This window comes from Nonomuraea antimicrobica (assembly GCF_039536965.1).
Lineage (GTDB): Bacteria > Actinomycetota > Actinomycetes > Streptosporangiales > Streptosporangiaceae > Nonomuraea > Nonomuraea antimicrobica.
The window spans coordinates 68,356-81,413 of sequence record NZ_BAAAZP010000099.1 but is presented as its reverse complement, the minus strand read 5'-3'; the positions used below and the strand labels follow the sequence as shown (position 1 = coordinate 81,413).

The following is a 13,058-nucleotide window of genomic DNA, read 5'->3' as shown; positions in this document are numbered from 1 at the left end:
AGGTTACTCCGTGACGCTTCTGCGCGACGAGGGGCTGACCGCCGGCGAACTGGCGCTGTGGCGGACGTTGCAGCGTGCCCAGGTGCGCATCACCCGCCATCTCGAAGGGGAGTTGCTCGACGCCCACGATCTGCCGCTGGCCTCGTACGAGGTGCTCGCGCGACTGGCGGAGGCGTCCGGGCGGCGGCTGCGCATGAACGACCTCGCCGACCGCGTGCTGCTCTCCCGCAGTGGCCTGACCAGGCTCATCGACCGGCTCCAGCGCGACGGCCTGGTGACCAGGGAGGCATGTGCCGACGACGCCCGCGGCCTGTACGCGGTGCTGAGCGACAGCGGCGCGGCCAGGCTGGCCGAGGCGACGCCGACCTACCTGCGCGGCATCAGGACCCAGTTCCTCGACCTGCTGGGCGCGGCGGAGATCGCGCAGGCGCGGACGATGCTGGCCAGTCTCGACCCCGAAGCGGCCTCGCAGCACGCGTAGCCTCAGCGCGATCTCTCAGCGCGATCTCTCAGCGCGAGCCCGCGGCACGAGCCCTCAGCGCGGCGCCTCTGCGTCGCCCTTGAGCTCCTCCACCAGCCGGGTCAGTTCGGTGCGCAGGTAGTCGCGGGTGGTCACCTCGTTCAGCGCCAGTCGCAGGCCGGCGATCTCCCGGGTCAGATACTCGATCTCGGCCTGGTTGCGCTCGGCGGTCTCGCGGTCCTGCTCGTACTGGATGCGGTCGCGGTCGCCCTGGCGGTTCTGGGCCAGCAGGATCAGCGGCGCGGCATAGCTGGCCTGCAGCGACAGCATCAGCGTGAGGAAGATGAACGGGTAGGGGTCGAACCGCAGGCTCTCCGGCGCCACCGCGTTCCAGATCACCCAGACCGCCACGAAAACGGTCATGTACACGAGGAAGCGCGCCGTGCCCAGGAACCGGGCGATCTGCTCGGAAAGGCGGCCGAATGCCTCTGGGTCGTAGTGGGGGCGCAGCGAGCGGCGCAGCTCGCGGGGCTGGTCGAGTCGTTCACTCGTCACGGTAGTCGGCCCTTTCCCGCCAGTCCTCGGGCAACATGTGATCCAGTACGTCGTCCACGGTCACCGCGCCGACCAGCCGGCCCAGCTCGTCGACCACCGGGGCCGCGACGAGGTTGTAGTTGGCCAGGTAGTAGGCCACCTGGAGCAGCGTGAACTGCGGCCTGATGGGATCGATCGAGGGGTCGAGCACGGTGCCGAGCTGCGTGGACGGCGGCTCGCGCAGCAGCCGCTGGAAGTGCGAGACCCCCAGGTACGTGCCCGTCGGCGTCTCGGTCGGCGGCCTGCTCACGTAGACCTGCGCGGCCACGGACGGCGTGAGGTCCTGCTGCCTGATGTGCGCCAGCGCCTCGGCCACCGTGGCGCTGGGCGGCAGGATCACCGGCTCGCTGGTCATGACGCCGCCCGCGCTGTCCTCCGGGTACGTCAGCAGCCGCCGCACCGGCGCCGCCTCGCCCGGCTCCATCAGCGCCAGCAACTCGGACGCCTGCTCCTCCGGCAGGTCGTGCAGCAGGTCGGCGGCGTCGTCGGGACCCATCTCCTCCAGGACGTCGGCGGCCCGCTCGGGTTCGAGCGTGCCCAGGATGCCGATCTGGTCGTCGGGCGGCAGCTCCTCCAGCACGTCGGCCAGCCGGGTGTCGTTCAGTGCGCGGGCGATCTCGATGCGCCGCTTGCTCGGCAGGTCGTGCAGCGCGCTGGCCATGTCGGCGGCCCGCAACGACTCGAACGCGGCGATCAGCCCGGCCGCGCCCTGATCCTTCTGCAGCGTGTCGAACCCCGACACCTCGCCCCAGTCGACGATCCGGGGCTCGCGCCGCCTGCCCTTGTAGAGGGCGACGCTGGTGATCTCCCAGGTGGACGGCCTGGTCTCCTCCATGGCCACGTCGTAGACGGTCATGGGCTGGTCGTCGAAGCGCACGGTCAGGTCGAGGATCTCGCCGATGGCCAGGGTCTCGGTGGTGCGCTGCTCGAACCTGCGCATGTTGATCCGTCCGGTGAAGATCACGGCGCCCGCCTCGATGCGGCGTACGCGGGTGATGGGCAGGAACACGCGGCGGCGCGGCTGCACCTCCACCACGAAGCCGTGCACGTTGGGCCGGTGCCCGAGGCGCAGCCCGACCACCACGTCGCGGATGCGGCCGATCTGGTCGCCCGCCGGGTCGAAGACCGGGGTCCCCTGCAGCCGGGCCACGAAGATCTTCACCTGGTCAGGCTAACAGCGCCGTCCCATTGCGCCTGGGACGCCGTACATGTCAGTATCAAACCCGCTTAACAGTCATTACGCGTCAGGTGGTGTGCGAATGAGGCATGCGGGGCTCGCGCTGGCCTTCGTGTCGTCGTGTTGTTTCGCGTTCTCCGGGCCCATGGCGAAATATCTCATCGCCGCCGGGCTGGCGCCGATCGAGGCGGTGTGGACGCGGATGGCCGGCGCGGGGCTGCTGCTGGTGGCGGTGCTGGCCGTGGTCAGGCCGCGGGCGCTGCGCATCCCGAGGTCGCGGCTGCCGTTCGTCGGACTGTACGCGATCATGGCGGTGGCGGGCGTACAGGCGCTGTACTTCGCGGCCATCACCCGGCTGCCGGTGGGGATCGCGCTGCTGCTGGAGTTCATGGCGCCGGTGATGGTGGTGGCCTGGGTACGGGTCGTCCGCCGCATACGGCTCGCGCGGGCCGCGTACGTCGGCGCGGTCGTGGCCGTCGTGGGCCTGGGGATCGTGGTGGAGGCGTGGCAGGGGCTGCGCCTGGACGCGCTCGGCCTGCTGCTCGGCCTGCTGGCCGGGGCGTGCTGCGCCGGATATTTCCTGATGAACGACAGTTTCGGCGACGAGATCGACCCGCTGGGCCTGATCGCCTGGGGCATGACGGGGGCGGCCGTGGTGCTGGTGCCGCTGGCCCGGCCGTGGGACATCCCGTGGGAGGCGTTCACGGTGTCCGCGACGCCGGGGGACGGGCCGGGGCTGCCGGTGCTGGCCGCCTACCTGTGGATGGTGCTGGTCGCGACCGTGGTGGCGTACATCCTGGGGGTCAACGCCGTGCGGCGGCTGTCGGCCGCGGTGGGCGCCACCGTGGCGTCCCTGGAGGTCATCGGCGGCGCGATCGTGGCCTGGGCGCTGCTCGGTGAGCAGCTCGGGGTCTTCCAGGTCGTGGGCGGGCTGATCGTGCTCTTGGGTGCGCTGCTCGCCCAGACCGCCACCGCGAGCAGGACCGTCACCGAGGGCAGGACGACCGCCGCCGCGGGCACGCGACCCGAGGCGGCATCGGACCTGGGGCCGGATCAGGAGCCAGGTCTGGAGCCGGGTCTGGAAGTCGTGCCGGATCCGGGGGCGGGGACCGTCAGCGCTCGGGGGTGAGCCGCCAGACGGTCGACTCGCGGGCCCAGCGCTCGGGCAGGTGCTCGCTGTCGCGGGCGTTGAGCCGCTCTTTGGCCAGCACCGCCACCACGTCGGCCGCCGCGGCCTGGTCGACCGCCGAGACCGCCGCCTCGAACTCCACCAGCCTGGCGCCGTTGTCCTTGCTGCGCAGCGTGACGCGGACCCGGTCGAGGGCGTCGAGCCCCGGCAGTCGCTGCTCCTCGCCGCCCGTCACCAGGTAGATCGCGCCGTCGTGCCAGGCGTGCCAGGCCAGGCGGGGACGGTCGAGGGTGAGCCAGAGGACGCCGGACTTCTTGGCGCCCTCCTCGATGGCCATGACGTTGGTGGCAGCGCTGGTCGCGGTGTCGTCGCTCACAGATCCGACTGTACGCGGCGCCGTACGGCGGCCGGGAGCGCCGGGACGGAGGGGCGCGATCTCGCCGGCCGGTGTCCGAGTAGCGTGTGCGCATGCGCTCACGACGTTCGGTGCTCGCCGTGCCCGGCAGCAACCCCCGCTTCCTGGAGAAGGCCCAGACCCTGCCCGTGGACGAGGTCTTCCTCGACCTCGAGGACTCCGTCGCGCCGCTGGCCAAGGAGGAGGCGCGGGCGAACATCGTGGCCGCCCTGCGCGAGGGCGACTGGTCCGGCAAGACCCGCGTGGTCAGGGTGAACGACCTGACCACGCAGTGGACGTACCGGGACGTGATCGAGATCGTGGAGGGGGCCGGGGAGTTCCTCGACTGCCTCATGCTGCCCAAGGTGCAGGACCCGACCGAGGTCGTCTGGCTCGACACGCTGCTCACCCAGATCGAGAAGACCATGGGCTACGAGGTGGGCCGCATCGGCATCGAGGCGCAGATCGAGAACGCCCGCGGCCTGGTCAACGCCGACGCCATCGCCGGGTCGTCCGGGCGGCTGGAGACGCTGGTGTTCGGCCCCGCCGACTTCATGGCCTCCATCAACATGCGTACGCTCGTCGTCGGCGAGCAGCCGCCCGGCTACGTCGAGGGCGACGCCTACCACTACATTCTCATGCGCCTGCTGATGGCGGCCAGGATGCACGACCTACAGGTCATCGACGGGCCCTACCTGCAGATCAAGGACGTCGAGGGCTTTCGCAGGGTCGCCCGGCGGGCCGCGGCGCTGGGGTTCGACGGCAAATGGGTGCTGCACCCGGCGCAGGTGGACGCGGCCAACGAGGTGTTCTCCCCGTCGCAGGAGGACTATGACCACGCCGAGCTGATCCTGGAGGCGTACGACTACTACACCACCGTGGAGAAGCGCGGCGCGGTCATGCTGGGCGACGAGATGATCGACGAGGCGTCCCGCAAGATGGCGCTCGTCGTGGCGGCCAAGGGGCGGGCGGCCGGGCTGAGCCGTACGAAGAGCTTCACACCCTGAGCCCCACAGAGCTTCACCCCCTGAGTCCCACAGAGCTTCACACCCTGAAGCCGACGGCGGTGAAGAACCAGAACGACGAGGTCAGCCAGAGCCCGACGAGCACCGTGAACGCCAGCCCGCCGAGCACCGGCAGCGTCCAGCCGGGCGCGTCGCGCCTGGGCAGGGCCAGCAGCTTGGCGGTGAACACCCCGTAGAAGAAGCAGCCGAGCAGGGAGTGGACGAGCACGCGGGGCACGTCGTACTGCAGGCCCAGGGCGTACAGGCAGTGGAAAGCGACCGGGATCGTGAGCAGGAACGCCAACCGTCCCGACCAGCGGTGCACGGCGGGCGGGACGGCGATCCCGAGCCGGCCCCACATCGACAGGGCCGAGAGCACCTGCACGATCGCGAGAACGAACGCGCCCGTCGTCAGCCACGCCTTCATGGGCAGCGCCGCCGAGAACCCGGCCACGCCGACGGCGAACCCGGTCGGGGTGTGCGCCCGTCCGTACACGCCGAGCGCGAGCATCACGAGGCCGCCGACCAGCAGCGGCACGAGCAACGGGGACAGGCCGCGGGCGGGCCGCCGGGGCACGGCGGTCATCGCATCTCCTCGATGAAGCCGTCCACGTCCTTGGGCTGGACGGTGGTGCCGGCGACGGTGACGGGGGCGGTGGGCCGCCCGCTGTCGAGCCGCGGGACGCCGAACTGCTCCTCCCCGGCGAAGGCGGCGCCGACCTGGTCGTAACCGCCGTCCTGGTTCCTGATCACGATCCACCCGGCGCGGAGCCTGGCGCCTCTGACGACGGCGGTGGCCCGGTACAGGCCCGACGGCTTGACCACCGTGGGCGCGACGAACCTCCACTTCCTGCCGCCGATGGAGACCGAGCCCTCGGCCCGGCCGTCGTCCAGCTCGGCCGTGATCTTCGAGCCCGTGTCGGCCGCGCCCGTGAGCCGCAGCTCGCCGGCCGTTCCTGAGCCCTTGAACCAGACCTCGCTGCGGCCGTCGCAGAAGTAGCCGACGGCCTTGCCGTTCCTGACGGAGACGGCGATCAGGGCGCCGCTGCCCTTCACCCGGCCGCCGTAGTCGGCCTTGACGATCTCCTCCGGTGATGTAGCGGACGGGGAGGGGGTGGGGGAACTCGGCTCAGCGGCGGTCTGCCCGGCGGCGGGCGCCTCTGTGGGGGTGTCGGCGGCCGTGTTCCCGGCCGGCGGTGTCGCGGTGATGCTGGCCACGCCCAGCCCCACGGCGAGCACCGCGCCCGCCGCGAGGGTGAGGAAAGGTCCCAGCGTTGACATGGACTGCTCCCAGGGTCGAATGCCGGCGAAATGCCTTCGACACCGAGCATCCGCCTCAAACGGCGGGCCGTCTGTGAACTATTGCGCATCGGATGGACAGAATGGAGAGATGCAGGAGAATCCAGGACCTCAATTTCCGTACGGTGCTTCGCCGCCCGGGTACCCGTATCCGCCGCAGCCGCCGTCCTGGTTCCTGCCCGCTCCGCATGGGGCCCGTTTCGACCACCTCGCCAGGAACGCCGCCGCCCGGGTGTGGCGGTCGATCGTCGGCACGCTCGTCATCGCCGTCGGGTTCGTGGCGATCGGCATCGTGGTCGTGTTCGGGTCCGTCACCCTGGCGGAGATCTTCGGCCTCCCGTGGCCGGTCGACCGCTTCACCGGGCTGCCGTTGGGCACGCCTTTCGGCCTGGCCATGACGTTGTTGTCCATCGCGCCCGTGCTCCTGCTCGTGCTCGGCACGGCGGCGCTGCTCCAGCGGCGCAGGCCGGGGACGCTCTCGTCGGTGGCCGGGCGGCTGCGCTGGTCGTGGCTGGCGCCCTGCGCCCTGCTGGCCGTGCTGGCGCTGGCACTCGGGCAGGGCGCCCAGTGGCTGGCACTGACGTCCGCCGGGCTGGACGCGCAGATGCTCGGCTGGGCCGGGTGGCAGGCGTTCCTGCCCCTGATCGTGGTGATCCTGCTGCTGGTGCCGTTCCAGGCGGCGGCCGAGGAGTACGTCTTCCGCGGCTGGTTCATGCAGGCCCTCGGGGCGCACGTACGCAGTCCGATCTGGGGCATCGTCATCGGGTCTGCGTTGTTCGCGTCGCTGCACGGGTACTCGTGGGCGGGGCTGCTCGACGTGTTCGCGTTCGGGGCGGTGATGGCGTGGCTGTCGGTGCGTACCGGAGGGCTGGAGGCGGCGATCGCGCTGCACGTCGTCAACAACGTGGTGGCCTTCGGGATCAGCGCCGCCGCGGGGAACCTGCAGGACGCGCTGGATCAGGGGAAGGTGCCGGTGCCGTGGCAGGCGTTGACGGGAACCGTGGTGCAGCTCGGGGTGTATGCGTTTGGTGTGATGTATCTAGCTAAAAAGCAGTCAATTAGCACCACTTCGCAATAAATCAGGCAGGAGGTGCGGGGAATCTCGCTAGAGAGGTCTCGCTATTCCGGCTCAATCATGCTGGTCTGGATGCTGTCAGGGACGGCGAGGGCTCTGCCCGGACCTTCCTGGAACGCTCCGCGAACGCGGCCGAGATCTCCCCGCGAGATCTACCTGTAGGACGAGCTCGACTAGGAGGTACGGCGCGTGGCCTCCGGCCCCAGCGAACCGCCACGGCGACCGCCGGAAGACGACGACCCGCGTGCCGAGGGCACGTCAGGACACCATCCCCCCACCGACCCCAGGGCCCCCGTCGAAGAGCCCAGGATCAGCCATTCGCCACCTGGCCCCACCGACGACCGGGCCAGGGGGTTACCGCTGAGCTCTCCGTGGGGCATGCCGCCGTTCGCCGCCCCCATCCTGGACGACACGCCGCAGGAACCGCCCAAGGGGCGCAGGCCGTACAGCTCGCCGACAGCCGAGCCCGAGGCCGAACCGCGACGGCGGCCCCGCCGCGTGGTCAACCGGCCCGACAAGCTCGTCGCCGGAGGCCCGCTCGACGCCGCACCCCAGACCAGTGAACAGGCCGGTGAGCAGGCCAGGGAGCAGGCCAGGGAGCAGGCCCCTGAGCAGGCCGCCGCCCCATGGGCCCCGGAACAGGTCGCCGAGCAGGTCCCCGAGCCCCGGCCCCCCGAGCCTCAGGCGCCCGAACCCCTGGACCCCGAGGAGGCGGAGCCCCAGGTCCCCGAGCCCCGCGCTCCCGAGCCGTCCGACGGTGACGAGGAGCGGCGGCTGCCGCCGTACCGGCTGGTCTATCCCCTCCCTGACAGCGAGACCGAGCCCGGCGACGAGGACGACCTGGACGGCGAGCCAGAGGTGCGCCGCGTCGGACGTCCCCCTGCGGGCCGCCCCACCAGGCCCGACCTGCTGGTCGCCACCGGTCCGCCGGGTCCGCAGGGCTCGGGCGGACGCCACCACAGGGGTCCGGCCCCCGCCGCCGTACGCAGGTCCAGCCCCGTGCGCGGGGGCAGCAGGCCCGCCCCGATGGTGCTGACCGTGGCGGCGGCCCTCCTGGTGGCCACCGGCGTGCTCGTCTGGCAGTGGAACGCCGCGGAGACGCCCGGCCTGAGCCTGGCGGCGGGCACCGGCCGTTCCGGGGACGAGTTGTTCACCGTCCCCGCGGCCGGCGAGGGCGTCGACCAGAAGCTCAACGACATGACGTCGGTGGGCAAGGCGGTGGTGGCGGTCGGGAGCGACACGACGAGCCCGACCCCGCGCCCGCTCTTCCTGTTCTCGCCCGACGGGGGCGAGAACTGGCGGCTCGGCCAGGTCAACGGCGCGTCCACGCCCACCGTCCGGCGCGTGGTCGGCGGCGACGGCCGGTGGCTGGCCAGCGGCGGCGACGAGGTGTCCGGCGAGCGCGGCCTGTGGACCAGCACCGACGGGTTCACCTGGACGGTCGTGCCGGAGTCGGGGCTGGCCGCGTTCCGTGCCGGTGACCACATCGAGGACATCGCTCGGACGGGCTCGGGGTTCGTCGCGGTCGGCCGTACGACGGGGGCCGACGGCGGCACCGGCCCGGCGGCCTGGCATTCGGCCGACGGCCGGACCTGGCAGCGCGTGGAGACCAGGGGACTGGAAGTACGGGAGCTCAGGGCCGTGGTCGCGAAGGGCGACACGGTCGTGGCCATCGGAGTACCCGCGATCGGCGAGGGATCGCGGGTGCTGCGTTCGGCCAACGGCGGCCGTGCCTGGCGGGCGACCGGCTTCCAGCTCCCCGAGGCGATCGACCCGCGGGCCGGGACGGTGGCCGTGCTGCCCAAGCAGTTCGTGCTGGTGCCGGCGCGGCAGCGCACGCCGGAAGGGGACGTACGCGTCTACTGCTCGCCGACTGGCGCGCAGTGGTCGCAGTGCGGCTCGATCGGCGGACTCGACGCCGGGAGCCGCGGCGTCGAGTCGCTGATCTCCTACTCCTCGGGCATCGCCGCGATCACGCAGGCCGGCTTCGGCAAATACTCCGTGCTGACCAGCACCGACGGGCGCGGCTGGGACAAGCGGGCCGACCTCGGCGACCTGACCGGCGCGACGCTGCGCGGGTTCACGATCTCCGCGAGCGGCACCCTGTTCGCCGGTGGCGACCAGGCGGCCTCCGACGTCGACAACCAGCTCGTGCTCATGGCCGCGCCCCCGCGCGGCGACGCCTCGCGCGTGCAACTCGGCGAGGTCGAGGGCCTGACCAGGATGGCCCGCGAGACGAACGCGCTGGCGGCCTCCGGCGGCCGGTACGTGGCCGTCGGCTCGGCCTCCGGCGACGCCGGCCTGTGGACGATCAAGAACTGGCAGAGCTGGAAGTCCATGAGCCTGGGCGGCCCCGGCAAGCAGTCCCTGGAGGACGTGGCCCACGGCGCCCGCGGCTGGCTGGCCGTCGGCGGCACCGAGACGAACGTCTCCGTCACCGACCCCCTCCTCGTCACCTCCCAGGACGGCGAGACCTGGAAACGCGTGAACGCCACGGGCGACCTGACCCGCCCCGCGGACCGTCCGTACCTGCGGGCCCACGTGGTGACGGCGGGCAAGGAGGGCTATGTGGTGGCCGGCGAGTGGCGTGACCAGGCGGGCACGGCCGGCGCCGCCCTGTGGTTCACCCCCGACACGCGCAAGTACACCAGGTCGGAGCGGCTGCCCCAGGGCGGCTCAGGCGTACGCGTCCACGACGCGATCGCCGCCGGTGACGGTTACGTGGCCGTGGGCGGCGCGGGCGACGCCGACCGGGAGAAGACCGTGGTGTGGCACTCCGAGGACGGCGTGAACTGGAGCGCCCGCGAGCCCGTGACACCTCCCGGCGCCACCGCGGCCGGGCTCCGCCGGATCACCTCCTACCAGGGCAAGCTCGTGGCCATCGGCACGGCGCTGGCGGACGGGGCGCGGCGCGCGTTCGCGGCCGTCTCCGACGACGAGGGCGAGTCCTGGGAGACGGCCTGGCTGCCGGCGGACCGGGCGGCGGCGGTGTACGACCTGGCGGCGGCCGGCGAGGGGCTGGTCGCGGTCGGTTGGCACGGCGAGCCGGGCGAGGGCGACAGCGCGGCCTGGACCTCGCAGGACGGGTTGTCGTGGAACCGCATGGAGCTCACCAAGGACCGCCTGGCGGGCCAGGGGACGCAGTGGTTGTCGGCCGTGGCCGTGGCGGGGGCGGAGGTGGTGGCGCTCGGCCGGTCCACGACGTACAACGCCGATCATCTGATCCTGTGGACCTCCAGCCTGACGTCCAGCAGGTGACCGGCGGGATCAGCCCGGCGGGAGCAGCTCCCATTCGGCCAGCGCCGCCAGCAGGCCGTCGGACAGCGGCAGCCGGGCCAGTTCGGCCCGGCCGCACCAGCGCACGTCGGCGGCGTCGTCGCCGGGCGCGGGCACCCCGTCCGTCACGGTGGCGAGGTAGTCGCGGATCACGTACGTGACCCCGCCCGGCCCCGGCCGGTCCACCGTGCCGGCCAGGCGTCCCACCGCCACGCGCAGCCCGGTCTCCTCCAGCACCTCGCGGCGCACCCCGGCCTCGTCCGTCTCGCCGGGCTCCAGGCGTCCGCCGGGGATGGACCACAGCCCCATCCCTGGTGGACGTCCGCGTTTGACGAGCAGGAGCCGGTCAGCGGCGTCGAAAATGATCGCGCCCACACAATTTACGCGCACATGACCAAGATTACGACGGGATAACGAGCACCGGCCTTGACGGGGCAGTCCCGGAGAAAGCACCGTGGGTAGTTGTGAGAGCGGCTCCAACCTGCCCGCGGTGTTTTGGCCCGCTGCACGGGCCGAGCGCCTGGTCAAGCGCGTTTCGATGTGCTGCGCACGGTGACGTCCTGCCGTACCAGCCTCCGTGGCCGCCGACCGGCACCGCGCTGGAGGCGATACGCAAGAACTCCGTCGTGCCCGTGTGGCTGCCGTGGCCGCTGCCCGCCGGCTGGCTGGTGACCGGCTTCGGCGAGGTGGGCGACCAGCGTACGGGCGCCCGCGCCAGCCTGGTGGCGCTGACGGGGCCGTCGCTGATGGAGGGGCCGGCAGATCTGGTCATCATCGCCGAGGAGCCGGGAATCGGGCTGGGCGCGGCCTTCGCGGGGCTCGACGGCCCCGACCCCGGCGAGGGTTTCGACGCGGGCCCGCCGAACGCCAAGATCGCGGTGCTCGGCCACCCCACCGCGCTGTGGTGCGTGGACGGCCAGGACGACCGGGCGGTCTACGCGGGCGAGGCGATGGGCAACTGGCTGTGGGCGATCGCCTGGCCGGCCGACGCGGGCTGCGTGATCGCGCTGGCCGAGTTGTCGCTGCTGGACGTCCGTGATCATGACCTGGATGTACCGTTCGGGGCGTTCTCCCCCAGACTCGAGGATTAGGACGGGCGAACGCGATTCGCTCTGTCCTGCGGACGGGCTAGAGTTCGGAGACGTGACAGCGCGTATCGAGCGAGTGGTGACCGAGGGTGTCGTGACCATCGACGGCACCGAGCAGAAGGTCGAGAACAACACGTGGATCGTGGGCGACGACGAGGAAGTCATCGTCGTCGACCCGGCGCGTGACGCCGAAAAGATCCTGGAGCAGGTGGGCGAGCGGGAGGTGCTGGCCGTCATCTGCACGGCGGGCCTGCCCGACCACGTCGCCGCGGCCATCGAGGTGGCCAGCCGCGACGAGGCCGTGGTGGCCCTGCACCCGAAGGACAAGCCCCTGTGGCGGGAGACCTGGCGGGAGACCTGGCCCGACATCGACATGGAGGACGACGGCATCTTCGAGGTGGCCGAGGTCCAGCTCGATGTCATGGAGACCCCCGGGGTCACGCCCGGCGGCGTCTCGCTCTACTGCGAGGCGCTCTCGGCTGTGTTCACCGGCAAGGCCCTGCAGGCCGACGGCCCCGGCAAGCTGGCCGGCGAATACCCGGCCCTGGCCGACCAGCTCACCTCCATCGGCGGGCGGCTGTTCACGCTCCCCGGCGACACGCGGGTGCTGGCCGCGCACGGTGACGAGGTCACGGTCGGCGACCTGGAGCCGCACTTCGACGCCTGGGTGTCCGGTTCGCTGACCCGTGTCGACACCGACGGCGACGACGACAACACCCCGCTGACCGACGGCACCAGGATCTCCGGGATCAAGCTCGGCCCGGACGACGAGTGAGGCGGCGCCGGCGGCACCTGACGGCCCGGCCGGTCCCGCATGTCCAGCCGGTCCCGCGCGCCCGGCGGGTCGCCCGCGCACGGGGCGAGGCCGGATGAGCGCGGTGCCGGGCCAGCTCCCGCTGGAAGGGATGCCGCGGCGGCTCTATCCGTGCACGCCGTCGCGGTTGAACACCTGGCTCGACTGCCGTCGCCGCTACCGGTTCACCTACCTCGACCGGCCGCAGCCCGCCAAGGGGCCCGCCTGGGCGCACAACAGCGTGGGCGCGAGCGTGCACAACGCGCTGGCGGGGTGGTGGCGGGAGCCGTACGAACGCCGCACCCCGCTGACGGCGGCCATCCTGCTGACGAACGGGTGGATCACCGAGGGGTTCAGGGACGCCGACCAGTCGGGGCAGTGGCTGGGCCGCGCCCGTGACCTCGTGTCGGGCTATGTCTCGACCCTCGATCCGTCCGACGACCCGGTCGGCGTCGAGCGCACGGTCGCCACGCGTACCAAGGTCATCGCCGTGTCCGGCCGCATCGACCGGCTCGACCGGCGCGGCGACGAGCTGGTCGTGGTCGACTACAAGACCGGCCGCCGCCCGCTCACCCAGGACGACGCCCGTTCCTCACTGGCCCTGGCCGTCTACGCCGTCTCGGCCTCGACCATGATGCGCACCCCCTGCCGTACGGTCGAGCTGCACCACCTGCCCACCGGCGAGATCGTCGAGTGGCGGCACACCGACGAGTCGCTCGGCCGCCACCTGAGCCGGGCGGAAGACCTGGCCATGGAGGCCGCGGCCTTC

13 protein-coding genes and 1 pseudogene are annotated in these 13,058 nt (G+C 72.1%); 8 read left to right on the top strand and 6 right to left on the bottom strand.

Annotated features, from left to right (window positions below; genetic code table 11):
• Positions 1-10 precede the first annotated feature (10 nt).
• A complete protein-coding gene (locus ABD844_RS27240; protein ID WP_344883866.1) occupies positions 11-481 on the top strand; it encodes a MarR family winged helix-turn-helix transcriptional regulator in 471 nt (156 codons plus the stop codon).
• A 54-nt stretch (positions 482-535) separates the two neighbouring features.
• On the opposite strand, the gene ABD844_RS27235 is transcribed toward ABD844_RS27240, so the two are convergent.
• Positions 536-1,015, bottom strand: coding sequence for a DUF1003 domain-containing protein (locus ABD844_RS27235; protein WP_344883863.1), 480 nt, complete (start codon positions 1,013-1,015; stop codon positions 536-538).
• Positions 1,005-2,216, bottom strand: a complete 1,212-nt coding sequence (locus tag ABD844_RS27230; RefSeq protein WP_344883860.1) for a magnesium transporter MgtE N-terminal domain-containing protein — start codon at positions 2,214-2,216, stop codon at positions 1,005-1,007. Before ABD844_RS27230 ends, ABD844_RS27235 begins: the two co-directional genes overlap by 11 nt.
• Positions 2,217-2,313: 97 nt before the next feature.
• Between ABD844_RS27230 and ABD844_RS27225 the strand changes: the two genes are divergently transcribed.
• Positions 2,314-3,360, top strand: coding sequence for an EamA family transporter (locus tag ABD844_RS27225; RefSeq protein WP_344883857.1), 1,047 nt, complete (start codon positions 2,314-2,316; stop codon positions 3,358-3,360).
• On the opposite strand, the gene ABD844_RS27220 is transcribed toward ABD844_RS27225, so the two are convergent.
• On the bottom strand, positions 3,344-3,736 hold the full coding sequence (locus ABD844_RS27220; RefSeq protein ID WP_344883854.1) for a hypothetical protein: 393 nt from the start codon (positions 3,734-3,736) through the stop codon (positions 3,344-3,346). The two genes, ABD844_RS27225 and ABD844_RS27220, sit on opposite strands and share 17 nt — an antisense overlap.
• A gap of 92 nt (positions 3,737-3,828) precedes the next feature.
• On the opposite strand from ABD844_RS27220, the gene ABD844_RS27215 reads away from it, so the two are divergent.
• Entirely contained in the window at positions 3,829-4,761 is a 933-nt protein-coding gene (locus tag ABD844_RS27215; protein WP_344883851.1) for an HpcH/HpaI aldolase/citrate lyase family protein, read from the top strand.
• Between the two features lie 37 nt (positions 4,762-4,798).
• Here the strand turns inward: ABD844_RS27215 and ABD844_RS27210 are convergent, their stop codons facing one another.
• Both ABD844_RS27210 and ABD844_RS27205 read right to left on the bottom strand, forming a co-directional pair.
• Entirely contained in the window at positions 4,799-5,344 is a 546-nt protein-coding gene (locus tag ABD844_RS27210) for a DUF6529 family protein (RefSeq protein WP_344883848.1), read from the bottom strand.
• Positions 5,341-6,039 carry a hypothetical protein gene (locus tag ABD844_RS27205; RefSeq protein ID WP_344883845.1) on the bottom strand — a complete coding sequence of 233 codons (699 nt, stop codon included), beginning with the start codon at positions 6,037-6,039 and terminating at the stop codon, positions 5,341-5,343. Before ABD844_RS27205 ends, ABD844_RS27210 begins: the two co-directional genes overlap by 4 nt.
• Before the next feature lie 109 nt (positions 6,040-6,148).
• Between ABD844_RS27205 and ABD844_RS27200 the strand changes: the two genes are divergently transcribed.
• Both ABD844_RS27200 and ABD844_RS27195 read left to right on the top strand, forming a co-directional pair.
• Positions 6,149-7,135: a CPBP family intramembrane glutamic endopeptidase gene (locus tag ABD844_RS27200; RefSeq protein ID WP_344883842.1), complete on the top strand. Its 987-nt coding sequence runs from the start codon at positions 6,149-6,151 to the stop codon at positions 7,133-7,135.
• A gap of 186 nt (positions 7,136-7,321) precedes the next feature.
• Positions 7,322-10,390, top strand: coding sequence for a WD40/YVTN/BNR-like repeat-containing protein (locus ABD844_RS27195; protein ID WP_344883839.1), 3,069 nt, complete (start codon positions 7,322-7,324; stop codon positions 10,388-10,390).
• Between the two features lie 9 nt (positions 10,391-10,399).
• Here ABD844_RS27195 and ABD844_RS27190 read toward each other — a convergent pair whose 3' ends face one another.
• Positions 10,400-10,783 carry an NUDIX hydrolase gene (locus ABD844_RS27190; protein WP_344883837.1) on the bottom strand — a complete coding sequence of 128 codons (384 nt, stop codon included), beginning with the start codon at positions 10,781-10,783 and terminating at the stop codon, positions 10,400-10,402.
• An 89-nt stretch (positions 10,784-10,872) separates the two neighbouring features.
• On the opposite strand from ABD844_RS27190, the gene ABD844_RS27185 reads away from it, so the two are divergent.
• The 3 genes and pseudogenes from ABD844_RS27185 to ABD844_RS27175 all read left to right on the top strand — a co-directional run.
• Positions 10,873-11,499 carry a DUF6758 family protein gene (locus ABD844_RS27185; protein ID WP_344883835.1) on the top strand — a complete coding sequence of 209 codons (627 nt, stop codon included), beginning with the start codon at positions 10,873-10,875 and terminating at the stop codon, positions 11,497-11,499.
• Positions 11,500-11,551: 52 nt separating this feature from the next.
• Positions 11,552-12,271, top strand: a complete 720-nt coding sequence (locus tag ABD844_RS27180; protein WP_344883832.1) for an MBL fold metallo-hydrolase — start codon at positions 11,552-11,554, stop codon at positions 12,269-12,271.
• Positions 12,272-12,365: 94 nt separating this feature from the next.
• A pseudogene (locus ABD844_RS27175) lies at positions 12,366-13,058 on the top strand (RecB family exonuclease); the annotation flags it as partial.